This window comes from Aquidulcibacter paucihalophilus (assembly GCF_002105465.1).
In the GTDB taxonomy this organism is placed as follows: domain Bacteria; phylum Pseudomonadota; class Alphaproteobacteria; order Caulobacterales; family Aquidulcibacteraceae; genus Aquidulcibacter; species Aquidulcibacter paucihalophilus.
Genome location: NZ_NCSQ01000013.1, coordinates 1 through 23,947, shown reverse-complemented (window position 1 = coordinate 23,947; position 23,947 = coordinate 1). Strand labels below are relative to the sequence as shown.

Annotated in this window: 18 protein-coding genes; all 18 read left to right on the top strand. The window is 51.4% G+C overall.

Annotated elements, in window-relative coordinates:
• The first annotated feature begins 354 nt into the window (after window positions 1-354).
• The 18 genes from asnB (at window position 355) to B7364_RS00665 (ending at window position 23,296) form a co-directional block, all read left to right on the top strand.
• The gene (asnB, locus tag B7364_RS00750; protein WP_085338032.1) at window positions 355-2,217 is read left to right on the top strand and encodes an asparagine synthase (glutamine-hydrolyzing); all 1,863 of its coding nucleotides are present in this window, start codon (window positions 355-357) and stop codon (window positions 2,215-2,217) included.
• The gene (locus tag B7364_RS00745) at window positions 2,207-3,292 is read left to right on the top strand and encodes a glycosyltransferase family 4 protein (RefSeq protein ID WP_085338031.1); all 1,086 of its coding nucleotides are present in this window, start codon (window positions 2,207-2,209) and stop codon (window positions 3,290-3,292) included. The genes asnB and B7364_RS00745 overlap by 11 nt, the downstream gene beginning before the upstream one ends.
• A 14-nt stretch (window positions 3,293-3,306) precedes the next feature.
• Window positions 3,307-4,185, top strand: coding sequence for an ABC transporter permease (locus B7364_RS00740; RefSeq protein WP_106407525.1), 879 nt, complete (start codon window positions 3,307-3,309; stop codon window positions 4,183-4,185).
• A gap of 54 nt (window positions 4,186-4,239) precedes the next feature.
• Window positions 4,240-4,881: a class I SAM-dependent methyltransferase gene (locus B7364_RS00735; protein ID WP_085338029.1), complete on the top strand. Its 642-nt coding sequence runs from the start codon at window positions 4,240-4,242 to the stop codon at window positions 4,879-4,881.
• A 102-nt stretch (window positions 4,882-4,983) separates the two neighbouring features.
• Window positions 4,984-6,231, top strand: coding sequence for an ABC transporter ATP-binding protein (locus B7364_RS00730; protein WP_085338028.1), 1,248 nt, complete (start codon window positions 4,984-4,986; stop codon window positions 6,229-6,231).
• Window positions 6,232-7,560: a glycosyltransferase gene (locus B7364_RS00725; RefSeq protein WP_085338027.1), complete on the top strand. Its 1,329-nt coding sequence runs from the start codon at window positions 6,232-6,234 to the stop codon at window positions 7,558-7,560. It begins immediately after the preceding gene.
• A complete protein-coding gene (locus B7364_RS00720) occupies window positions 7,557-8,705 on the top strand; it encodes a glycosyltransferase (RefSeq protein ID WP_157893392.1) in 1,149 nt (382 codons plus the stop codon). Before B7364_RS00725 ends, B7364_RS00720 begins: the two co-directional genes overlap by 4 nt.
• A 93-nt stretch (window positions 8,706-8,798) precedes the next feature.
• Window positions 8,799-9,998 (top strand): glycosyltransferase family 4 protein, encoded by a 1,200-nt coding sequence (locus B7364_RS00715; RefSeq protein WP_085338025.1) that lies wholly within the window; start codon window positions 8,799-8,801, stop codon window positions 9,996-9,998.
• A complete protein-coding gene (locus B7364_RS00710; protein ID WP_085338024.1) occupies window positions 9,995-11,038 on the top strand; it encodes a CgeB family protein in 1,044 nt (347 codons plus the stop codon). The genes B7364_RS00715 and B7364_RS00710 overlap by 4 nt, the downstream gene beginning before the upstream one ends.
• The gene (locus tag B7364_RS00705) at window positions 11,035-12,402 is read left to right on the top strand and encodes a hypothetical protein (RefSeq protein WP_085338023.1); all 1,368 of its coding nucleotides are present in this window, start codon (window positions 11,035-11,037) and stop codon (window positions 12,400-12,402) included. Before B7364_RS00710 ends, B7364_RS00705 begins: the two co-directional genes overlap by 4 nt.
• The gene (locus B7364_RS00700) at window positions 12,399-13,538 is read left to right on the top strand and encodes a glycosyltransferase family 4 protein (protein ID WP_085338022.1); all 1,140 of its coding nucleotides are present in this window, start codon (window positions 12,399-12,401) and stop codon (window positions 13,536-13,538) included. The genes B7364_RS00705 and B7364_RS00700 overlap by 4 nt, the downstream gene beginning before the upstream one ends.
• Window positions 13,539-13,619: 81 nt before the next feature.
• Window positions 13,620-14,789, top strand: a complete 1,170-nt coding sequence (locus B7364_RS00695; protein WP_085338021.1) for a glycosyltransferase — start codon at window positions 13,620-13,622, stop codon at window positions 14,787-14,789.
• Between the two features lie 119 nt (window positions 14,790-14,908).
• A complete protein-coding gene (locus tag B7364_RS00690; protein WP_085338020.1) occupies window positions 14,909-15,790 on the top strand; it encodes a glycosyltransferase family 2 protein in 882 nt (293 codons plus the stop codon).
• A complete protein-coding gene (locus tag B7364_RS00685; RefSeq protein ID WP_085338019.1) occupies window positions 15,784-17,541 on the top strand; it encodes a carbamoyltransferase family protein in 1,758 nt (585 codons plus the stop codon). The genes B7364_RS00690 and B7364_RS00685 overlap by 7 nt, the downstream gene beginning before the upstream one ends.
• A gap of 258 nt (window positions 17,542-17,799) precedes the next feature.
• Entirely contained in the window at window positions 17,800-19,044 is a 1,245-nt protein-coding gene (locus B7364_RS00680; RefSeq protein ID WP_085338018.1) for a nucleotidyltransferase family protein, read from the top strand.
• A 59-nt stretch (window positions 19,045-19,103) separates the two neighbouring features.
• A complete protein-coding gene (locus B7364_RS00675) occupies window positions 19,104-20,915 on the top strand; it encodes an ABC transporter ATP-binding protein (protein ID WP_085338017.1) in 1,812 nt (603 codons plus the stop codon).
• 145 nt (window positions 20,916-21,060) lie between these two features.
• On the top strand, window positions 21,061-22,317 hold the full coding sequence (locus tag B7364_RS00670) for a polysaccharide pyruvyl transferase family protein (RefSeq protein WP_157893390.1): 1,257 nt from the start codon (window positions 21,061-21,063) through the stop codon (window positions 22,315-22,317).
• Window positions 22,318-22,540: 223 nt separating this feature from the next.
• Window positions 22,541-23,296 carry a hypothetical protein gene (locus B7364_RS00665; RefSeq protein ID WP_157893389.1) on the top strand — a complete coding sequence of 252 codons (756 nt, stop codon included), beginning with the start codon at window positions 22,541-22,543 and terminating at the stop codon, window positions 23,294-23,296.
• The last annotated feature ends 651 nt before the right edge of the window (window positions 23,297-23,947 follow it).

Below are 23,947 nucleotides of genomic sequence, written 5' to 3'. Positions count from 1 at the left end.
GGACTCTCATAAAGAACGAGGGACCCTAAGGGCTCAGGTCATGAGCCCATCCATTGACCGCTCTGGCATTGTCTTTGCTGAGTAAATACCTGATCAAAACCTGTCTAAAAATACGACATATTTGATCATTATAGGCTACAGTTCAGCTGGGCAGGTTGCGACAAACGCAACAAGCCAAAATTCAGTTGGTTTTCACACGATCTGAATTGTAAGTGCTTGCAGCGACTATATAGAACCGAGCCTTGTAAGGCGCGGTGCGGTAGCTATTCCGGAGCTTGCAAGTTGGATATTTGTGCGCTCCTTTGCGCAATTCGATGCTCCAAGCTGGACACTTGAGGAAGATGAGTTAGCCCCATGTGCGGCATAAATGGTATCTACGCTTATCATCCATCGGCCTCAGCACCAGCTGAATCGGAGCTGATTGCCACGCGTGATCATATGTATCGTCGTGGTCCTGATGGGATTGGCGCGTGGTGGAGCGAGGATCGCCGGATTGGTTTCGGCCATCGCAGGCTATCGATCCAAGATCTTTCTGAACGCGCGAACCAGCCAATGACCGATGGTTCTGGCCGATACGTCATCGTGTTCAACGGTGAGATTTACAATTATCCAGAGTTGCGCCGCGATCTTGAAGCCCAAGGCTGTGTGTTTCGCACTACCTCTGACACCGAAGCTATCCTGCACCTTTATGCGCTCGAGGGTGAAGCCATGGTGCGCCGTCTACGCGGCATGTTTGCGATCGCAATTTGGGATCGTGACGCCCGGCGCTTGTTTTTTGCGCGTGATCCTTACGGGATCAAGCCCCTCTATATCGCCAATGATGGCTGGACCGTGCGCTTTGCAAGTCAAGTTAAGGCGCTTCTAGCCGGCGGCCAGATTAGCCGGGATCCTGAGCCTGCGGGAGTTGTTGGCTTCTATCTCTGGGGCAGCGTGCCAGAGCCCTTCACCTGCTACCGCGATATCCGCCAATTACCAGCAGGCCACACGCAAGTTGTAGATGCCGCAGGGGTGCATCCCTCAAAACCTTATTCGACTGTTGCGGATGTTTTGGCTAAGGCCCCAAACACCCTGTGGACGCCCACACAAGTCGAAGCACGCATTCAAGAGGCCGCGCTGGATAGTGTCCGCGCCCACCTGCTCGCCGATGTAGAAGTTGGCGTCTTTCTTTCTGCCGGAATCGATTCCGGTGCCCTTTTAGGTTTGATGCGAGACGCGGGCCAAGACAAAATTCGCGCGATCACGCTGGGCTTTAAGGAGTTTGAGAACACGCCAGAGGATGAGACGCCCCTCGCGCGTGAGGTCGCAAAACTCTATCAGGCTGAGCATGTTGTACGTTGGGTCGATGAAGCGGAGTTTAAGCGCGACCTTCCCGCCATTTTAGAGACAATGGACCAGCCGTCGATTGATGGCGTGAACACATGGTTCGTATCAAAGGCTGCCCATGAAGCAGGGCTAAAAGTTGCCCTTTCCGGCCTTGGCGGGGATGAGCTCTTAGCAGGTTATCCAAGTTCCCGCGAACTTCCAAAGTGGGTGAAATATCTTGCGCTACCCGCTGCTATTCCTGGCATGGGAGCCATTGGTCGGGCAGCGTATAGCTTATTCAAACAAGCCGGTGTGTCGCCAAAGCTTGGCGGCATGCTGACCTATGGCGGCACGTATCCGGGCGCGTACCTTCTGCGTCGTGGCTTGTTTTTGCCGTTCGAATTGAAGACGGTCTTAGACCCTGAGTTATTGAGCGAGGGTATGCGCCGCCTGAAGCCGCTAGAGCGCGTTGCAGCAAGTATGCGGCCTGACCCAGATTCTGACATGGGGCGCGTGTGCGCCTTGGAGTCCAGCAATTACATGCGGAACCAATTGCTGCGCGATTCCGACTGGGCAGGGATGGCTCATAGTCTCGAAATACGCACCCCGCTTGTGGATTGTGTGTTGCTTGAGCAAGTCGCCCCGACTTTGCGCGCTTTCGGACCAAGATTTGGGAAACAGGCCTTGGCAAAATCAGCCCGCAAGCCTTTACCGACGACAATTACCGATCGTGCCAAAACGGGCTTTGGTGTGCCAACTGGTCGTTGGATCGCCAATCATAATGGTCCCGCTTTGGTGACCAAAGGCGATGCGTCGCGGGCTTGGGCGCTGGGGCTTGTACCGCCAAGGCCAACACAAGCGACAGTCCTAGAGGCGGCGATAACGCCCCAAGCGACAGTTCATCATGCATCATAAACTCAAAATTTTGGCGCTTGTCACCGAGGCCTATGGCGGCCGTGGCGGAATCGCTTGTGCCGCCCGCGATGTGCTGGAAAGCCTTTCGCTTGATCCTCGAATCGACAAGATTTCTGTTTTGCCACGCAGCGCGGTCGACAAAGTGGAGGCACTGCCAGCCAAGGTGCATCAAGGAATAGCCAATTCCAGTCGCTTGACCTATGCCCTAAACGCCGTTTTTTCATTGCGGCACGCCTGTGATGTGGTGTTCTGCAATCACGTTTATATGGCACCTTTAGCAGCATTGGCTGCAAAACTTGCGAGTGCACGATTGGTCATACAAGTGCATGGCATCGAGGTCTGGGGGCGTCTCAGCGGACTGCGACGCTGGGCACTGGAGCAAGCGGACTGTGTCGTTTGCGTAAGCCGTGATACGCGCATGCGCATCCTGTCTCAATGCGATGTTGTTCCGGAGAACCTTGTCGTCATCCCGAACACCGTCAGCGAAGCCTTTGCACCTAGTAATCGGAACGCAGCACGCGAAAAATTTGGACTGAAGGACGAATTGGTGCTGTTGGCTGTTGGTCGCCTGAGCGCACAGGAGCGCTATAAGGGGCATGATCGCGTGATCGATGCACTGCCGCATTTGTTGAAAAATCATCCAAGGGCAACGTTTTTGATTGCAGGGGATGGCGATGATCAGGCCCGACTGGAGGCCTTGGCCCAAGCTCGAAGGTTAGGGACCCATGTCCGCTTTCTTGGACAAGTCTCTCAAGCCAGTTTGAATGATTTGTACAATGCGGCGGATCTGTTTGTCTTGCCATCAACCGGGGAGGGGTTTGGTATCGTCTTCTTGGAGGCCATGGCAGCGGGGACACCTGCAATGGGCCTAGCTATCGCTGGGGCAAAGGATGCATTGGCAGATGGAGCCCTTGGTGTCTGCGTCGACGAAGTTCGATTTCCGGCAGCTTTGGATGAAGCCCTGAGCAAGCCAATGACCTCCGGTAAAGACCTTTCTGATGCCGTTCACCAACGTTTTGGCAAGCCCGTGTTCAACGTTGCACTATCTCATTTAATTGGTCGTCTAGCCGCCTAAAGTTCGAGAAAATGATGACAAATCAAGCAAATATTACTTCTGACCTGAACCAAGCTTCACCCAGCAATGCTGAGAGAGTGATCATTCTCGAGGCCGGACGGACAGAACGGAATTATTGGTCGGACCTTTGGTCTTACCGGGAGCTTTTCGCAATCCTTGCATGGCGCGATGTGGCCGTACAATATAAGCAAACAGTGATTGGCGTGGCTTGGGCCGTGGTTCGCCCTCTTTTGACCATGCTTATCTTCACGGTTGTATTCAGCAAAATGGCGAAGTTACCAAGCGAAGGGACCGCGCCTTACCCCGTCATGGTGATGGCTGGGATGCTGCCGTGGTTCCTCGTCTCGACGGTCTTGAGCCAAGCGGCGGGCAGTCTGGTTACAAATGCTAATTTGATCAGCAAAGTCTATTTTCCCCGCCTCATTGTCCCTGTCGCTAGCTCGATTGTTGCCCTTGTCGACTTTATGGTGACCTTCGTTTTGCTTTTAGGCCTGATGGTGGTTTTGGGCTTCTTCCCGGATTGGCGGATCATTTTTCTGCCATTCTTTGTGCTGCTTGCGATCTTGGCGAGCCTTGGGCCTGCGCTTGTGTTGACGGCGCTTAATGTGCGCTACCGAGACTTTCGGTTCATCGTGCCCTTTATCGTCCAGTTTGGGATGTATGTGTCCCCGGTCGGCTTTGCCAGCTCAGTTGTGCCACAGGAATGGCGCTTGCTCTATTCGCTTAACCCAATCGTCGGGGTGATTGACGGCTTTCGCTGGTGTTTGCTGGGTGGCCAGTCGCAACTCTATATGCCCGGCTTTTTATTGAGTTTGGGTGTTGTCGCTTTCTTCCTGTGGTTGGGCATTCGGACTTTCAGAGCGACCGAAAAAACCTTCGCAGACCTCGTTTAATCATAGCCTGCTGGCCCAAAGCCAAGTAGCGCTCTTTTCTTCAAGGACACCTTCATGCGTCTCGACAAACAGGCCGAGCAGAGGCAACGGGAATATTATGCCGCGCATGTAGATGATTATGAAGACAAGCATCTGTCAAACGATGACGAGCATATGCGCGCGCTGGCGATGTTTCAGGGCCTGGCGCTTGGTCGCGGTCATGCCTCAATCTTGGATGTCGGCGCTGGCACCGGTCGGGGCATAAGATTTTTGCAGCAAGTTTTCCCGGCTAGCAAAGTAATTGATGTAGAACCCAGCCGCGACCAACGCGAAATTGGTCATGCCGCAGGCCTCAAGCCAAGTGATTTGGTGGATGGTGACGCGACCCGATTACCGTTTACGAACAATGAGTTTGACTGGGTAATTGAAACCGCTGTCCTACATCATATCAAGGATTACAAAGCGGCTGTATCCGAAATGTGCCGGGTGGCACGTGTTGGTGTTCTGATCTCTGACCCAAACAATATGGGTCAAGGTTCATTTTTGTCTCGCCTGTTTAAGCAAACCTTGAGGGGGTTGGGCCTTTGGAACGCTTTCCTCCGGCTGCAGACTGGCGGGAAAATCTACAAATTCAGCGAAGGCGATAGCGTTTACTTTAGCTTCTTTGCCTTCGATCCCGTCCCTATTCTGCAACAGAAATTTGGCCGCCTAATCTAGGCCAAGACTGCTTCGGCGGAATTTAATCTTTATGGATCAGAGGCAAATGTTGTGATCGTCGCAATAGCGCCCAAGAGTCAAATGGAAGTCTGAAAGCTTTTTATGTCAGAAGATATCGTTATCCGAGCCCAAGGCCTTGGGAAAAAATACATTATAGGTCACCAATCGCATGAGAAGGTGCCAACATTTAGAGATGCGATCATCCGGAGTTTCTCGCGGTTTGGCCGAGGCGCAGCCGATATGCTTAAAGGCAAGGCGATCGTTGGCGGCGATGAAGTTGAAGATTTTTGGGCCCTGCGCGACGTCGACTTCGAGATCAAGCGCGGCGAAGTTGTGGGCATTATTGGCCACAACGGTGCTGGCAAATCCACACTGCTTAAGGTTTTATCGCGGATTACAGAGCCGACTGAGGGTAGCGTTCAAATCAAAGGCCGGGTTGCGAGCCTTCTTGAGGTAGGGACGGGATTTCATCCAGAGCTATCGGGGCGTGAGAATATCTATCTCAACGGGGCAATTTTGGGGATGACCCGCCATGAGATCGCGCGGAAGTTTGACGAAATTGTTGATTTCGCAGGGGTCGAACGCTTCCTCGATACTCCTGTAAAGCGCTACTCTAGCGGTATGTATGTCCGCTTAGCTTTCGCTGTTGCAGCGCATCTTGAGCCAGAAATTTTGGTGATTGATGAGGTTTTGGCAGTTGGCGATGCGGAGTTCCAGAAAAAGTGCTTAGGCAAGATGCAAGATGTGGCGGGCCAAGGACGCACTGTCTTGTTCGTTAGCCACAACATGGGTGCAGTCCAAGCCCTGTGCCAAACAGGTATTGTCTTGAAATCAGGCGCTGTGGTCCATCGGGGGGATATCGGAGATGCTATTCAATGTTATTCCGCCCTACATTCTGATCAAGCCAGCGCGGTTCGCGATGGTCCTGTTTTCGGCGCCGTTGGTATCCTGAAGGCTGCGGTCGATGTTGGGCCAAGAATTAGGATAAACTTGTCAATTGCGGCGAAGGAAGCGCTGCGATGCGCTGTTCATATCAAGATCTTCGACTTTAGCGGCGCGCCCGTAGGATTGGCTTCAATTGGTTGCTGGGCTGAGGGTGATAAGCTACGACTTGAACCTGGTGAATCTGACGTGAGTTATGATTTTGATAGCACACAACTCGCGCGCGGCACTTATCGCTTGGCGATTTCGTTGATTGATCCCGGGGTGGAGTATCTTGACCGGTTTCCGCACGAATTATGCTTTGAATTTGGCGGCCATATACAAAATGATGAAAGCGGCACTCTAAGCCAATCGCAAGGGCATGGCGCAGTTCGGTTTGACTTAAAGTCGATAAAGACTTTGTCTTAGATGAGGATCCTTCACGTTCCATTTACATTCGCTCCTGAGGCGATGGGAGGCACTGAATACTATGTTCAGGCACTTGCCCTTGAGAGCTTAAACTGGGGTCATGAGGCTGTAATTGCTGCACCTGGAAGTGAGGAGGCAACGTATCAAGTCGGCGATATAAACATCTTCAGATTTCTCGCAGTTGATGGGCCTGACATCTCGTATGGGGCGGAGGACAGCACAGCTGCAAGTTCATTTGAAAAGATACTCTCGCAAGTTCGCCCAGATATAGTTCATCTTCACGCATTTAGCTCAGCGGTTTCGACTCGCTTACTCACAATGGCAAAGTTGCATTCCGCAAAAACAGTCTTCACATATCACACGCCTACAGTCAGTTGCTTCCGAGGGACCATGATGGCCTTTGGAGAAATGCCATGTGATGGTGTGTTGCTGCCCGAGCGCTGCACCGCCTGTACTCTTGCATCACATGGAGTTTCAGCGAGTTTGGCAGGAATTGGATCGAGGATTCCAGCTCCGGTTGGTCGTGTCATAGGTCGTCTTGGCCTGCGCCGCAGACATTGGCTTGGCATTCGCATGCGTGCTTTGGTTGAGGATGGTCATCGGCGATTTCATGCACTGATGGCTGAATCTGATCATGTGGTTGCAGTTTGTGACTGGGTCGGCGATGTTCTCCAACGGAATGGCGTTCCGGAAGCGAAACTTTCAATTATCCGGCAAGGGTTAATCCAGCCTTCCGTTTCATCTACCCCGGAATCGCCCGAAAAACGACAAGATGGTGTTTTGAAGCTTGCCTATTTTGGAAGGCTGGATTCAACCAAGGGCATCGATACACTGATCCAAGCCGTCCTCTCAATGCCAAACTTGCCGCTGCAGCTCTCCGTTTTTGGAATTTCACAAAAAGGATCAGAATCCTTTGCACAGACTCTTAAGCAGCTAGCAGCTCAGGACCGTCGGATTGCGTTCCGCTCTCCAATAAAAGGTCCAGAAGTGCTGAAGACAATGGCACTGTTTGATGCGATTTGTGTGCCATCCACCTGGCTCGAGACCGGGCCTTTGGTTGTGTATGAAGCTTTTGGCGCAGGTGTGCCTGTCTTGGGCTCTCGCTTAGGTGGCATCAGCGAACTTGTGACAGATCAACAGGACGGCTTGCTTGTAGAGGCAGGAAATGTCAGTGCTTGGGCGGACGCGATTAAGCGCTTGGTTAGCGACGCCGATCTGTTGCCCCAACTCGCCCGAAATATCAAAACTCCTCGAACTATGTCGGACGTAGCGCAAGATATGCATGACATTTACCAAAGACTTTGTTCAAACAGCCGGCCCGTTTCGTGACACAGCCTAGAGCTCTATTTCTTCAAGTTACAAATCCGGGTGCTTATCCGCCGTTGATGCATGCTGGGGCAATTTTGGCTGAGCATGGTTGGGACGTAACTTACTTGTCGTCACCCAGTAAGTCGTCAGACCTAATTCTGCCGAAGCAGGCTGGCATTCGTGAGTACCAAACGTCGCTGCGAAAGGACTTTACTGTTTCGCCTGCAGATTACCTGCAATATTGCTCGGCAGCCATTGGCCTAGCGCTTAGGCATAGGCCGGATGTTATTTATGTTTCAGATTCTTTGGGTACCTTGCCGGGGTTATTGGCACGGCTGATCCGTAAGTCGATCGTTGTCTATCACGAGCATGATAGCCCAAATCGGCAAAGTGATCTTAACCCTCTCATCCGCTGGTCACGCGCTCAAATGTTCAAACTGGCAAATGTGGTTGTATTTCCAAACGCAGAACGAGCACGTCATGTACGCACAGAAGTTCCATTCCTTTCAGATAAGTTGAAGGTGGTCTGGAACCTCCCGCGTCACAAAGAAGTCTCGACGAACAGCCTATTGTCGGATTCAGACAGACCCTTTACGCTCTACTATCACGGTTCAATAACCCCTGACCGCATCCCATTTACATTGGTTGAAACGCTTAAGCGTTTTGGCGGCAGCGTAAATTTGGTCATTGCCGGATATGAATCGGGATCGAATGTTGGCTATGTCGAGAGTCTTATTAAAGCGGTCGAGGGCACCCCTATGGAAGGATGTATCCGCTATTTGGGCCAAGTTCAACGCTCGGATTTGTTCACTACCGCCCAAATAGGCGATTTGGGCCTCGCTTTGATGCCGCCCGAAAGTGATGACGTCAATATGGCGCATATGGCTGGTGCTTCGAATAAGGCATTTGAGTATATGGCGTGTGGCTTGATGCCGCTGGTTTCACATCTACCTGAGTGGATCGACATGTTCGTTACGCCAAACTTTGCAGTCGCAGCAGACCCACGGTCAGTTGACAGCCTTTATGACACGATCTCGTCTGTCATTCTTAATGTCGACACCCATCGCGCTGGCAATCAAATGCGGCGCGCTAAAATTCTAGACGATTGGAATTACGACCGCGTGTTTTGCGATGCGGTCCTGCCGCTTCTGTCTAAGAAGTCCTGATGTCCCAATGCACTTATAGGACAAAAGACAAGTTCTTCTCATCGGGTACCCACCCTCAACCAGCGACTCCCAAGAGCAGTATTAGGTAAATCTGTGCGTCTGATCATCTTCACCTCTCATCCTATCCAGTATCAAGCGCCGCTTTTCCGCGCCTTAGCGGCCCGCCTTGATCTGGAGGTCCGGGTTGTCTTTTCTTATGTTCCAGCACCGAAGGAGCAAGGACTAGGTTTTGGTCGCCCAATTGTTTGGGATGTGCCGGTCCGGGGTGGCTTTGATAGTGTCGTCGCAAAGACTATTCAGATCCCAGGGACAAAGCCTGGTTTCTTTCATCGGCTCTGTTTTGACTTCGGCCGCCACATCGCCAACTTTAAGCCAGATGTCGCGCTTATGCTTGGCTGGCATGATGCCACCTTGATGCAGGCCTATCTTGCCTGCCAACTCCGGGGAATTCCGCTCATTATGCGCGGCGAAAGTAATGCATTGCGCACACGAGGTTCAGCCGCACAGGCATTCCATCGGTTATATATGCGCGGCGTTCGATCCGTCCTAGCAATTGGCGACTCCAATCGGAAGTTTTTCGAGCATGCAGGGATCGATACAAACAAGATCGCTATGGCCAAATACTTCATTGATAATGAAACTTTTGCCAAGAATGCAGAAGCGAGCCGCGAGCATAGCGATGCCTCGCGGGCAAAATGGCAGATTCCGCCAGATGCATTTGTCGCTCTGTTTGCCGGTAAGCTCGAGGCAAAAAAGCGGGTTATGGACTTTCTTGAAGCCCTACGTTTGGCCCGGGATTCGGGTGCAAAAGTACATGGGTTAGTTGTTGGAGATGGTGAGGATAAAGACGAAGCGGTCCGCTTCGCTGCTGCGCATCAACTCCCCTGTACCTTTGCTGGCTTTCTGAACCAAACCGAAATGCCGTTTGCTTACGCCATCGCAGACAGCCTCATCCTGCCTTCAGACTATGGTGAAACATGGGGCTTGGTCGTCAATGAAGCCATGGCTTGTGGCGTTCCTGCTATTGTCAGTGATCACGTAGGCTGCGCTAATGATTTGGTTATTCAAGGCGTGACTGGCGCTGTTGTGCCATTTGCAACACCGCAAGCCATTGCTGACGCCTTAAGCGTTTGGGCCAATGACAGAGACGTTCATGGTCAGATTGCGCAGGCTGCGCGCCAACATGTCATGGCCGGCTATACGATCGACCTTGCGGTCGCGGGCCTCCTTGAGGCAATCACCTTTGCCGTTCCCGGGGCAAGCAAGGGCTCAGCGGGTGGCATGTCGACATGAGTCAGAAAACACGTCTTGTTGTGGTTGGCGATGTGAGTGGCACTCACTTGGCTGGCAGCTTTTCCCGCGCCGCGGAGGCAATGGACGTCCCTGTTGCCGTTCAAGAAATCAAGATGGCTGAGTCGCGACACCGTTTGGTGAATTCGCTCTTCTGGCGCCTATGCGACAAGCGGCCGGTGCACGTTAAAAAACTCGGACAGGCACTTTTGGACACGGTCGCCAAGCATCAGGCGAATTTGGTGCTGACTACAGGCCTCGCTCCCATCCTTCCAGGGGTATTGCAAGCGCTCCGCGAGCGCGGCGTCCAGACCATGCATTATGCGACCGATGATCCATGGAATCCGGTTATGGGCGCGCGCTGGTACTTCAAAGCGCTACAAAACTATGATGTCGTGTTTTCGCCGCGACGAAGCACAATGGACCAACTGGCCAACTTGCCCTGTCGCGCGGTCCGGTATTTGCCCTTTGGATATGATCACGACTTGTTCCCAGACGAGATCGAACCCGATCACAATGGGCCAGCGCCAGAGCTTTTGTTTATTGGTGGTGCGGATGATGAGCGTGCCGGCTTGATCCGTGAATTAGTTGCCCTTGGAGTGACCCCTACCTTGGCTGGTGGCTATTGGGATCGCTACGACGATCTTAGTGGCTTTTCTTTGGGCAATTTATCTCCCAAGGCGATGCGCTCTGTAACGCGCGCTGCAAAAACCAATCTTTGCCTCGTTCGTAGAGCTAATCGCGATGGGCATGTGATGCGCTCGTATGAAATCGGAGCCCTCGGTGCCTGCGCTTTAGTGGAAGACACGTCAGAGCATCGCGCCATTTTTGGCGAGGATGGTGATTGTGTCCGATACTTCACAACACCGAATGCGGCAGCGGCATTGGTCAAGCATCTGCTGAGCCATCCTGATGAAGCCAAGCTATTAGGCAAAAACATTCGGACCCGAATCCGAAAAGGCCACAATACCTATAGGGATAGGCTGCAAGAGATGCTAACGACAATCTATGCTTTATCTCCCCTAGATGGTGGTCAAAGATGAGTACGCTTCTCTTATATTGGGTAGTTCTCGCAATTATTTTGCTGGTTTTTATCGTTGGCCGCGGCAGAAAATCTGGTCCCTTGGTCATCGGATACTTTTTCAGCTTGTCTATCATCTATGTTCCCGGAATCCTCAGCTACACCGGGGCGGCCGCAGGGACGGATAACGAGTGGCTTGCCGAACTTGGTTTCAAAATGGTGTTGACCGGGCTCGTGGCGTTCCTGGCTGGAGCCGCAACTGGGTACGCATTAGAGTTCAAGCCTAAACAAGCTAAAGTGTTGGTCGAGCTGGATGAACGGGTAACCGCACAGTTTGGTTTGTTAATTCTTGGAATTGGTGTCGTTGCGTACTTCTTCGCTATTCCGATTGCGGCATTCATTCCGTCTGCGACATCGTTAGCCAGCGCTGCCGGGTTGTTGATCGTCGTGGGGTATTGGTACTATCTCTACTACGCTTTCAAAGCTCGAAACATACGCCGGATAGTTTTAGGGTTGCTCTCGGTCCCGCTATTGCCGCTTTCAACAATGATTACTGGCGGATTTTTAGGGTTTGGCACATTCTGGTTGCTTGCAATCTGCTGCTTTGCCTATGTTGTTTCAAAGCAAAAAGTGGCCATTCTCGTTGCAGTGCCATTTCTGGTCTATGGAGGCCTATCTTTTAGCGTAGCCTACTTTGCGGACCGCAACGTTCTCCGTGAAAACGTCTGGCAAGAAAATACCGACTTAAGCGGCGGCCTAAACACGGTTTTTGGAATGATTGCAAACCTCGAACCATTAGATATCAATCAAAAAGAACATGTAACAATGCTCCTCGAGCGCTTGAACGAGAGCGTTCTGGTGGGGACGGGCGTTGCGAACTATAACTATGGTTTTGTTGACTTAGTACACGGTGCAACTGTGCCTTTGTGGGCGCTAATACCAAGGGCTATTTGGCCGGATAAGCCCGTGGTCGGCGGCGGGGGAGACCTAGTCAGCGAGTTTACTGGTGTGACATTCGCAGCGGATACAAGTGTAGGTATCGGTCAGACGTTAGAGTTTTTTATGAATTTTGGCCAACCGGGCGTCATTATAGGATTTTTTATCTGGGGTGTTATCTTGGCAAGATTTGATAGAGCCTTACGCAGGGGCCTTGATGATGGTCAGCTCGGACCAATCCTCGTCGGGGGGTTGTGCGGTGCCGCAATGCTGCAGCCAAATGGCAACTTGCTCGAGATCATGGTGACGACTGTAGCATCCTTCATTGTCGCCAAAACTTTTTTGGTTACGCTCAAAAGCTTTGGAGCTTTGGATCGAGACGGTCGGCCGATCGCAAGGATGCGGAAGTCGGCATTCAAAGGAAATGTTTCCGCCAGTAGGCTTCGATGACCAAGCCCAAACTCAAAATCGCCATCGCGACAGCCGGTCGTTTCCACGTCCTCTATCTCGCTCGAGAATTGGCAAAGCTTGGTCATGAGGTACGCTTTTACTCCTATGTTCCGCGCAAGCGGGCTGTGGAGTTTGGCTTGCCGGCGGCGTGTCATGTAGATCTTTTTCCGGCTCTGTTCCCTTTCGCGATTTGGCAAACAAGATTCGGCCAGATAGCCCCCCAGCTGTGCGAGCGATTGACTTGGTGGGCCCTAAACAAGGCGGTCAAAGCCACCCTGAAGGAATGTGACGTTTTTATTTTCATGTCCGGCATTTATTTGGAGGCGGCGCAATTCGCACGCGAAACATATGGTGCGACCCTGATCTTAGAGCGCGGCAGCCAACATGTTCTAGCCCAAGATGAGATCCTCGCACTCAACCCAGATTCTGAGCGCCCTACAGTACTATCGATCCAACGAGAGTTGGCGGGCTATGAGATGGCTGACCGGATCAGTATCCCCTCCGTGACGGTTGAATCCAGTTTTAAGCGCGATCCTAAGGCGCACGCAAAATTGGTCAAAAACCCCTATGGCGTCGATTTAGAACAGTTTCCGCTGCAGCCTCGCACAACACCAAATAAGAGCGTAACCTTCATTTATGCTGGTCTCTGGTGTGCCCGTAAAGGCTGTGATTTGTTGGTTCAGGCTGTCCGAGCAAATCCAAAAGTTCGCTTGATCCATGTTGGGACCTTGGGCGATGTGCCATTTCCGACTGGAGACCCCCAGTTTACCCATCATGACAAAGTAGATCAGCAGGCATTGGCGGGTTTGTATGCGAAGGCGGATGCCTTTGTCTTGGCATCGAGAGAAGATGGCTTTGGGATGGTGTTGTCGCAGGCGCTGGCAACAGGCCTACCTATCTTATGCACAAAGAACACCGGTGGAGCGGACTTACAACTCACGCCGGCCTTGACCGATCGTATCATCATCGTTGACGCCAACCACGCGGAGGCACTCAGAGTTGGTCTGTCGAGCTTGTCGCAGCGGCTTTTGGATGGGCCGGCGCTTGCACCCCTGTCGCAAGAGGATTTAGACGCTTTGGGCTGGGATGCTTATGGTCGACGCTATAGTCAAAATCTCGCGCGTCTGATCGAATAGCAAGATAATCAGTACACCTTCCAAATGCTTAGCCTAATTGCCATGTCGGCCATCAGCAAAATTAATCGACGGATCTTCTAAGTGCAGTCACTTAGCATCAAGCACATCATTGCGGGACTTTCGCGGAACCATGGTGGTCCGTCCTATAGTGTACCCGCGCTTGCACAGGCGCAGGCGCGATTGGGACATGCAGTAGAGATCCACTATGTGGAGACATCTGGGGAATCGCGCGGCCAAGCTGAGCAGGGCGTCAGAGCTGTCGGTTACCCAAGTTCTGCAAATCCATTTTTGAAGCCGCGGCGTGCCTCGCCCAAGATGCGTGAAAGCCTGCGAGGCCTTGGAGCTCAAGAGACTATTTTGCAAGCACATGGGGTTTGGCTGATGCCGAATCTTTATCCAGCTGAAGCTAAACGGCGACATCCAGCATCCGTGAAGCTCGTCCATGCGCCTCGTGGTATGTTATCCAAAGAAGCCATGCGCATCTCCGCTTGGAAGAAGTGGCCTGTATGGCATATGGCACAGAGGAGCGCCCTTGAAGCGGTTGATTGCTTCCATGCGACTGCTGCTTCGGAATATGAGGAAATTCGGGCTCTTGGCCTAAAGGCCCCGATTGCTGTAATCGGTAACGGGATCGATCTGACACCAATCGAGCGGGCACAGAAACCGGTGGATGCGCCGCGACTTGTTTTGGCCCTTGGTCGCATTCATCCCAAAAAGGGACTAGATCGGCTAATTGAAGCCTGGTCGCACATTGAAAGCAGTGCGCCGAATTGGCAGTTGAAAATCGTTGGGCCGGCGGAGAACGGCCATGACGACGCGCTACGCGCGCTGGCCAATCAGCTTGGTTTAAGGCGTGTTTCTATTGAAGGGCCCGTTTTTGGTGCGGGAAAAGCGGCAGCCTATCAGGAGGCAGACCTGTTCGTCTTGCCGACGTTGAACGAGAACTTCGGCCTTGTTGTCGCCGAAGCATTGGCTGCACAAGTGCCCGTAATTGTCACCAAAGGTGCGCCCTGGCCGGGTCTGGAAGCAGAGGGCTGTGGCTGGTGGGTGGAGCATGGTAGCACAGCCCTTGCGGATGCATTGCGATGTGCTTTCGACACCTCGCCCGAAGAACGCGCTAGGATGGGACGGCTTGGTCGGGCTTGGATGGAGCGGGACTTTGGTTGGGATAGAGCGGCTCAGACAAGCTTGGATGTCTATGCTTGGTTGCAGGGTAAAGCGGATCGACCAGCTTGTGTGCAAGTGGACTGAGCGCGATGGCCAATTAGCGCCATCATTCTTGCATTGACTGCAGTGGTAGTCACCAAGTTGTGCCAATATTGGATTAGAATCCAAATGATTGGCGAAATGGTAGAGTAACATTGAATATTATGGTCTCTAAAAGTGTGTATCTTGAGCAAGCAAGCGAGCCGTTGCCCGACCGGGCATGCGGTTCAAAGTCGTTTCTTGACTCGGTAACGCCGCTGATCATTACATTTAATGAGATCGACAACATCGCCCGGACGCTCGAAGCCTTGGATTGGGCCAAGCAAATTGTGGTGATTGACAGTGGCAGTACAGATGGAACCCTGGATGTATTGTCGGCAAACCCACGCGTTCGGGTGATTTTCAACAAGTTTGAAGGCTTTGCACAACAATGCATGTTTGGGCTTTCCCAGATCGAAACGGAATGGGTGCTGTCCCTCGACGCGGATTATGTGCTCACCAATGACTTGCAACGTGAGTTGGCCCAGTTGACGCCACATGCAACTCAGAGCGGTTTCCGTGCGGCCTTTGTTTATCTGATCCATGGCAAACCGTTGCGTGGCGCGCTTTATCCGGCCCGGACCATCCTATACCGAAGGGCTCTGGCGACCTATAACAATATTGGCCATGGGCATAAGGTCGTCATCGCAGGTCAAGTCGACGACCTAAGTTCGCCCGTGTTCCATGACGACCGAAAGCCCTTGTCGCGCTGGCTTGCTTCACAGACCAATTATGCCCGTGCAGAGGCGGCACATTTACTCTCTGCCGATCCATCGGCATTGCGGCCGATCGATAAGCTTCGGCGTATGGGGTGGCTGACACCGCCTTTAGTCTTTTTCTTTACCCTTTTTGTCCGTGGCTGCGCTTGGGACGGACTGAATGGGTGGCACTATGCGTTGCAACGGCTATACGCCGAGATCCTCCTCGCGCTCCAAATCGCTGACAATAGGCTTATTGCCAAGCAGCACTCCTCAACTAAAGAATCGGAAGTAGAAACATCATGTTGATCCTTGGGCTTAATGCTTTCCATGCCGATGCCTCGGCCTGCATCGTGCGCGACGGTGTCTTGATTGCAGCAGCGGAAGAAGAGCGTTTCTTGCGTGTCAAGCACTGGTCAGGCTTTCCAGCTGAGGCGATTAAGTGGTGCCTGAAGGAAGCCGGCGCTCAATTGAGCGACATTGATTTCGTCGCGCTCAACCAAGATACCAAAGCCAATATGTGGCAGCGGGTTGAGTATCTGGCGAAGTCTCGCCCAGAGATGGGCTTGGTCTTGGATCGGCTGCGCACCCGCAAGGAAAGACAAGGTGCCGACGCTCTTCTGGAGGCTGTGTTCCCAGGAGAGACATTCAAGGGTAAACTCCTACCAGTCGAACATCATATGGCGCATTTGTCCTCGGCCTTTCATGTATCGCCCTTCCAAGACGCGGTTGCGATTTCGGTTGATGGATTTGGGGACTTCGCCAGTGCGGCTTGGGGTGTCGGCAGCGGCACCAAGATCGACATCGAGAAGCGGGTCTATTTCCCGCATTCTTTAGGGATATTCTACCAAGCCATTACCCAATATCTTGGATTCCCAAATTATGGCGATGAATACAAAGTGATGGGCCTCGCCCCTTACGGTCAGCCAAACCAAATGGACGCCATGAAGCAATTGCTTGAACTTGAAAGCGACGGTCGCTTCAAGCTCAATACTGATTACTTCCGCCATCACCGTGAAAGCGTTCCATATCAGTGGGATAACGGTTCACCCGTGTTCGAAGATTTGTTCTCGGACAAACTTGAGCAATTGCTAGGACCCCGTCGTAAGAAAGAGGAACCCGTTGAGCAAAAGCACATGGACTTGGCCCGTTCGGCCCAAGTCATGTACGAACAGGCGTTCTTCAACTTGATCAATGCAGCCCGTGCTTCAAGTGGTTTGACCGATATCGTGTTGTCGGGTGGCTGCGCCAATAACTCGGTGGCAAATGGCAAAATCCGTCGCGAAACGCCATACAAGCGCGTCTATGTCCATGCAGCACCCGGCGATGCCGGCGGTGCGATTGGGGCCGCCTTCTCTGTCTGGCACCGTCAGGGTGGTGCCCGTGGATTTGTTATGGATCATGCCTATTGGGGTCCATCCTATGATGCTGCTGCTTGTCTTGCGGCGATTGATGCCCGTAAGGCCGATGTCGATGCAGCTGGGTGCGAAGTGTCTCTAATTCCTGACGAGACTGCATTGGCAACCCGCACGGCCAAGGCTGTGTCAGAAGGTAAGGTCATTGGTTGGTTCCAAGGTAAGATGGAATGGGGTCCACGCGCTTTGGGGAACCGCTCTATCGTTTGTGATCCGCGCCGGGCAGATATGAAGCAAATCCTCAATGCGAAAATTAAGCGTCGTGAGGGCTTCCGTCCGTTCGCGCCATCCATACTCAAGGATCACGTTGATGATTGGTTTGAGGAAAATGACGACGTACCATTCATGATGCAGGTCTTCCAAATTCGCGAAGACAAGCGGGTCCAAATCCCAGCAGTCACCCACGCGGATGGTTCGGGGCGCCTCCAGACTGTCTCGACAAAGACAAATCCACGTTACGCCGCCTTGATTGAGGCTTTCCGCGCTGAAACCGGTGTGCCGATGGTGTTGAATACAAGTTTCAACGAGAATGAGCCGGTCGTCTGCCGCCCAGAAGAGGCGCTAGACTGCTTCCTTCGTACAAATATGGATGTCTTAGTCCTCGGTGATTACTTCATTCACAGAACGGCGACTGAAATGAAATAAGTGAAGAGCATTAATTGCCATTGCTGAATGCTTTGGTTTAACGAGAAAAATTCTTATCAAGCGTCAAATGACAACAAACCAGTGCGGCGATACTCAGTCTAAATTTTCTTGTGTATCTCCCCAGCACCAAAAAGGCGGGTTGCGAGTATCGGATGTTCCAATCTAAAGATCATTCGGTACTCAACAATTTGTCCTCTTCGATCATGTTTAAAAAAGCTTGCCAAGGCAGGCAGTAACTTTTGAAAAGTAAGACCTTCAATGCTTCGGATGCGTGAATCAGACTGGCTCGATAAGGCGGAGGTTGAGACCGATACGGTATCTCAGCTTATAATCTTACTCGCTCGCCCCCATTTAACCGACGCGCAGGCAAACTTAGCCAAAGAGCTCGCGAGCACGATTCAAGATTGGGATGGCTTCGTGAAAACCTGCAGCGAGCGCTTTATCGTGCCGCTGGCGATGAAACACCTGCAAGCCATTAAGGCGGATGTTCCGGCGCATGTGGTCGCACAAGCGCGCAATTCCACCTTCCAAGTGGCATCTGATTCACTGCGTCTGTTGGCTGCGCAGCAAAAGTTCCACAAGACGTGTATCGAGCCCGTTAATGCGTCACACCTATATTTGAAAGGCCTAACACTTGCTGCCCAATATTATGGCCAAGTTGGTGTTAGACGTTGCCGTGATATCGACGTTTTTGTTGAAGGTTCAGGGTATGATTTGGTGTTGCAACGCGCGCTGGATCAGGGCTATCGGCTGTTACTTAGCCCAACCTTATGGAAATTTGCGGAAACGCCGGACGAATTTGACTTTGCTCGCCGGTTCCAAGACGTGATCTCGCTCATCACACCTGACCACGTACATATTGAGCTGCATCGCCGGATTGAGACCGCAACGGGTATCTTTGACGGCATCATGCCCAAGATCGAGCCTGACCCTGTTGTCATCAATAATGTGACCTATTTGACCATGCCGTTGCCCTGGTTGTTCAACTATGTCGTCCTGCACCATTCCAGACATTTCTGGTCGCATTTGCATTGGTTGGCCGATATGGATGCCATGGCTTCTCACCCAAGATTTGATCGCGAAGCGACCCTCGCTTTGGCCCGAGAATTGGGCATCGAAGCAACCGTAGCGGCCGCGCTGGACATGAATAGCTTGAGCAAGAACCCAAAGTCTTGGCCAAAGGATCTGTCATCGACCAATGGAGGCCGCTTCCTTAAGCTGGCAATCTTCAATTTGACTGGCGACGATGAGACCGAGCATTTCCTTCAGTCAGAAGCGGTAATGGGGCAATTCATGGGTAATTGGCAGCTATCGCCTAAATTGATGCAAACGGCTTGGAAACGCTGGATTCAACGCAGCGTGAAACCCCATGTGGCGCAATGGCAAGCCAGCCCTAAACCCCCGTCGCTGTATTGGATCTACCAAGTCGAGAATGTTCTTCGCTTGATCGGGACAGTGCTGCTTTCCCTCGTACTTGGGGTGCAAACCTCGAATAAACGATGAGTTCGTATTCGAACCGATTCTGAATTGACCGGCGCTCTGGTCGCGAAAGTTCTCGTATAATGTCCATCACTTCCACCATCAAGACATCTGCATTTGTGTGGAGCAAGACGCTTTCGCTTCTGTCTCGCACGGGCAAAGGTTTGGCAGCTACGGTACTGTTCGCAACCTTGCTGGAAGCGGCTTTAGCGCTTGGCGTAATCTACTCGGTAAAGCACCTCGTCGACACCATTACGGCCGCTACAGCGACCATCGGCACTCACAACAGCTTAACTTCGGCTGTGTTTATCCAGCTCGGCATTACCGGTGGCTGCATCATGGCGTCGGTCCTTGCGACCTCATTAGCTAGTCTATTGCGAATGAAGCAGGGGATGATCGTCAGCGATTTCGTGGATCGGGAGATTCATGACCGAGCTACGCGCGTCGATTTGGCATTTTACGAAAGTCCCGCTTATTACGACTCGCTTCAGCGCGCCCGTGAAGCTGGTTCTCAACGACCCAGCCAAGTGATCGCCAATGTCATTACGCTGTTGCGTAGTGGGGTTATGCTTGTTGGTATTTTGGTGCTTCTGGCGGGCATTGAAGCCCGTATGCTGCCGGTTTTATTGATTACAGTTGTGATTGCTTTGGCTGTCCGGGTTCATTTTACTCGGGCGATGTTTCGTTGGCGCACACAGCGCAGCCAAATGGAACGCCGTGCGAGCTATTTGGATTGGATGCTGACTTCCGATGTGTACGCCAAGGAATTCCGGGTCAGCGATCTTGGCGGGTTCTTGGGCGAGACCTATGCGAGCATCAAGCGGCAGGTTCGCAATGAGCAATTGCGCATCGAATTGCGCCGCACCTGGGCTGAATTGGGAGTTGCCGCAATCGGCGCGATTTTCTTCTTTGGTGCGACAGCCTTTTTGATTCAGCAAGCCCTGGCGGGGAGCCTCACCATCGGCCAAGTCGTCATGTTTGTCTTGTTGTTTCGCCGGGCAGAGGGATCGGGCACGGAGATGGTTTCTAGCATCTCGCGCCTTGTCGATGACCAATTATATCTCGGTCAATTGTTCGGCTTTTTGTCTGTTGAGCCCAATTTGAAGTCACCGGACTCACCGGTCGCCTTAGTCCGGCCGGTCGTCGAAGGCTTAAAACTCAATAATGTTAGCTTCCGCTATGCCCAGAGTGAGCGCTTTGCACTGCAAAACATCAATTTTGAGATCCGACCTAAGCAAATTGTTGCTCTGGTTGGCGAGAATGGCTCTGGCAAGACTTCACTGATTAAATTGATGTGCCGGCTCTATGACCCAGATCAGGGCCAGGTGACTCTGAATGGCCAAGACATCCGCACCTACGATCCAATTGAATACCGTAAGGTTTTCAGCGTCATCTTCCAAGATTACGCCAAGTATCCTGAGCGCGTCCGCGATAACATTCGCTATGGCAGCATCGATTTGCCGGATGATCTGGCCGCCATACAAGTAGCGGCCGAGCGGGCTGGCGCGCATGATTACATCAAGTCCTTGCCGTTGGGCTATGAGACGCCATTGACCAAATTGTTTGATCATGGCGAGGAGATCAGCATTGGCCAGTGGCAGCGGTTGGCGCTGGCCCGCGCTTTTTTCCCCGCATCAGAATTCATCATTCTTGATGAGCCGACGAGCGCGGTGGACCCCAAAGCTGAGTTCGAACTGTTTGACAATTTCCGCGAGCGCATCGGTGATCGCGGCGCGCTGATCATCAGCCACAGACTGTCGACCATCCGAATGGCCGACTATACATATGTTCTCGACAAGGGTGAAATCAAAGAACAAGGAACCCATGAAGAGCTGATGGCTCTAAATGGCCACTATGCCAGTCTGTTCGAAAAGCAGGCTCAATATTATCGGTAGGTGGAAGAGCTCATTAACCCTTAGTTGTTGAAGCTTCGTTTGTGGGATCGCTAGGCTACTTTTGTAGCCTTTCGTTGTAAAGATTTGCTGTTTGGCAAACTTTAGGGAATTTAAACCTGTCGCATTGCGCTAGCGCGCTTATGCATTGGGGTTAGTCAAAGGAGTAGTAATGTTAATCGTCACAGGCTCGTACAATGGACAAGATTCTTTGGGTGACGAGTGCCTTTTAAAGGCGGTGGTTTTCCGCATTCAAAAGATTTTACCGTCGTCTCAGATTCTGGTGCAATTGCACGACGTAAACACCCCATTCATAGGCTCTTTCGCGACCGATTTTAAAGTCGAGATCTCTAATGGATTGCAGACGCCATTATGGCGCGCAGAACATCTAATGCGTCGCCTTAAAATGCCCAAGAGCTTCATCAATTGGGCAAGATGGCACGTCGTTCGCTTGTTCAGCATGTTGAATTTTCTCGAAACCCGTCGGATTGAGGCCAACTTGTGCGCCGCAGAGGCCTTTTTTGTTTATGGTGGTACACAGTTTTCCGGCCAATGGTATTCCCTTAATGCCCCTGCCCTCTTGGCGTCCGCTAAACTGACGCACAATGCCGGTGGCAAAGTCATCTTTGGGCCACAGCAATATGGACCGCTTCAAACCCACGAACGAGCAGAGCTTCGGCACTTTCTCCTTAAGTTTGTAGATTATTGGGTCACGCGAAATGAGCTGGATATTGACCTTCTAGTTGATGGCGAGGCCGACCGCGATCAGCGTCTTGTTTATGACGAAGTCTTTAGCGCCACTGAGCTTTATCCTTCTAGCCGCGGCCAAGCACCTGAATATTTCTTGGTCAATTTGCGAAGCATGACTTTTGATACCAATGATGAGATCAGTAAAGCGGACTTCAAGCGTATTGCACTTTTGATCGACGAGTTGATTCAAGAGTATCAATTGCCAGCTGTTTTCTTTGGTGTGAGTGATTCGACTTTCTGCGACGATGCATCAGTGCTCGATACCCTAAAGGCCCACCTCACTGACCCTACCAAGATTTCCTCGGTTGGCCGTGTAAAAGACGAATATGAGTTGTTTGAATTGGCGCATAAAGCGAAGTTTGCACTGAGCATGAGTTTCCATGGTTGCATTCTGTCCGGGATTGCAGGTTGTCCCTTTGTCCCTGTGACCGAGGGCAAGTATTATGACCACAAGTATGTGGACTTTGACAAATACACCGGGGGCCAAGGTGTTCCGATTGTTTCGCTGTCAACCTTGGACGTCAAAGAAACGCTTGATCAAATCGGTGCCTACGTCTCGAAATTTGATATTGCTCAGGTCGAGCAGATAAGATTAAAGGCTTCTGTGACACTTGATGATTTTTACCAAATTGCACTGCCTAAGGTGCAACAATAGTATAATCGCAGTTCAAAGTTAAACGGATCAACCAATCAAAAAGAATGAATGTTTCGCGAGCATAAGATTTATACACGCATAACCTGCTCTGCAACCAGCTGTAACGAGCACTGCAATTTACAGAGTTGAGTTGTTTGTTGCAGTCGACTGCTTAACGAGTCAAAGATTTGAGACTTGCACCCTGTGAACAATGCTATCGGATAAAGTGAGACGGATCTTAATAATGCAGAGAAAGTTTCTCATTCTTTTAACATCGACTGTAAATCCGACCTTTTATCGTGACCAAACATTGCTAGTCGACAAGCGGGAAAGATTAAACCAGTACCTAAACGCTGTTAAGTTTTGGCTCAATCATCCAGATGATCGTATCGGTGGAGTTGTCTTCTGTGACAATTCCGGTGCTGATTCAGAGCTCTTTGCAAACTTGGAGTCAAGTGTTGGCAGAGAGTTTGAGTTTTTATCTTTTGTTGATACTGAACGCCCCCAAGGGGTACATTACGGATATGGGGAACTGGGCATTATTGACTTTGCCGTTGCGAATAGTCGGCTGTTCCAGAAAAACGACAATATTATAAAAGTTACCGGCCGACTTATATTTCCAACTATTAGTAAGCTTTTGGATGAGATTGACCCAAGAATTTTATTTGCGATTGATTGCTATCGAATTAGGTCTAGAGGTATCCGATATCCATTCCGAGCGCGGACACAGTTACTTTACTTTAAACGAGAGTTCTACAGCAAGCACTTTCAGGAATCGCGTCACGAGATGATTGGGTATTGTTCGCATATCGAGGAGTTTATCCCTCGCAAGCTGGAGTTGCTGCATCTCCCCGATCCACTTCTTAGCCTCAGGTGGAGGAGCGAGTGTATTGCCAATGGCGTCGGTTCAAATCGTAATAATTATCAATCGCTTGGGAATAATATAAAGTATGCAGTGCGTGGATTATTGAGATATTTTCTTCCGAATATTTGGCTGTAATTTGCCAAATGGAAGTTCTGAGTGCGTAATCATCCGTTTTATATTTCTTTTCATGGGCTCAATTTTTTTGCCCATTTTTTGATATTCAGGTTTGAAGTCTTTAGAATTGTTTGATGCGCTGAGTTAAGGGTCATGTTTTATTCAAAGGTAAAGCACCCATCCAGTTATTTAAGAAAAACTCCACTTGGCACGTAACCGAAAATGTAAAACTGATTTCCTGCTGGCGAAAAAGGATTCAAAATGGAGCCGACTGACATAGTACCCGCAATTATAGTGCTCCTCGCTGCAAATATAGTGTGCATATTTCTTGGATCGAGTATTAAAATACACTCGAACAACGATCGATTTATTTCCATTGATGGGTTGCGTGGTTATTTAGCACTTGGTGTGTTTATTCATCACGCTGCGGTGTGGTACTTTTATCTAAAGAAAGGTGTATGGGAGCCGCCGCCATCAAATTTTTATACACANTGATACCGCCAAGTTTGGTGTTTGGGAAGCGCGCCGGGAGCGATGCTTCCACATTGCGAGAGCGTACGGCGCGCAGCGGGCGCAAGCCCGCCGATTCCACTGTGGGGCCGCACATTGTTGAAGTCGTGTCGCCATAGGCTTAGGGCCTGTTGACAAAGGGGATTCCCAAATCGGTTTGGT

Excerpts from the sequence above, each read along its gene's own strand:
- B7364_RS00665 (WP_157893389.1), top strand. The coding sequence starts at position 22,541 with ATGCAGAGAAAGTTTCTCATTCTTTTAACATCGACTGTAAATCCGACC.
- B7364_RS00700 (WP_085338022.1), top strand. The coding sequence starts at position 12,399 with ATGACCAAGCCCAAACTCAAAATCGCCATCGCGACAGCCGGTCGTTTC.
- B7364_RS00680 (WP_085338018.1), top strand. The coding sequence starts at position 17,800 with ATGCTTCGGATGCGTGAATCAGACTGGCTCGATAAGGCGGAGGTTGAG.
- B7364_RS00675 (WP_085338017.1), top strand. The coding sequence starts at position 19,104 with ATGTCCATCACTTCCACCATCAAGACATCTGCATTTGTGTGGAGCAAG.
- B7364_RS00745 (WP_085338031.1), top strand. The coding sequence starts at position 2,207 with ATGCATCATAAACTCAAAATTTTGGCGCTTGTCACCGAGGCCTATGGC.
- B7364_RS00685 (WP_085338019.1), top strand. The coding sequence starts at position 15,784 with ATGTTGATCCTTGGGCTTAATGCTTTCCATGCCGATGCCTCGGCCTGC.
- B7364_RS00705 (WP_085338023.1), top strand. The coding sequence starts at position 11,035 with ATGAGTACGCTTCTCTTATATTGGGTAGTTCTCGCAATTATTTTGCTG.
- B7364_RS00725 (WP_085338027.1), top strand. The coding sequence starts at position 6,232 with ATGAGGATCCTTCACGTTCCATTTACATTCGCTCCTGAGGCGATGGGA.
- B7364_RS00730 (WP_085338028.1), top strand. The coding sequence starts at position 4,984 with ATGTCAGAAGATATCGTTATCCGAGCCCAAGGCCTTGGGAAAAAATAC.
- B7364_RS00690 (WP_085338020.1), top strand. The coding sequence starts at position 14,909 with ATGGTCTCTAAAAGTGTGTATCTTGAGCAAGCAAGCGAGCCGTTGCCC.
- B7364_RS00710 (WP_085338024.1), top strand. The coding sequence starts at position 9,995 with ATGAGTCAGAAAACACGTCTTGTTGTGGTTGGCGATGTGAGTGGCACT.
- B7364_RS00735 (WP_085338029.1), top strand. The coding sequence starts at position 4,240 with ATGCGTCTCGACAAACAGGCCGAGCAGAGGCAACGGGAATATTATGCC.
- asnB (WP_085338032.1), top strand. The coding sequence starts at position 355 with ATGTGCGGCATAAATGGTATCTACGCTTATCATCCATCGGCCTCAGCA.
- B7364_RS00740 (WP_106407525.1), top strand. The coding sequence starts at position 3,307 with ATGACAAATCAAGCAAATATTACTTCTGACCTGAACCAAGCTTCACCC.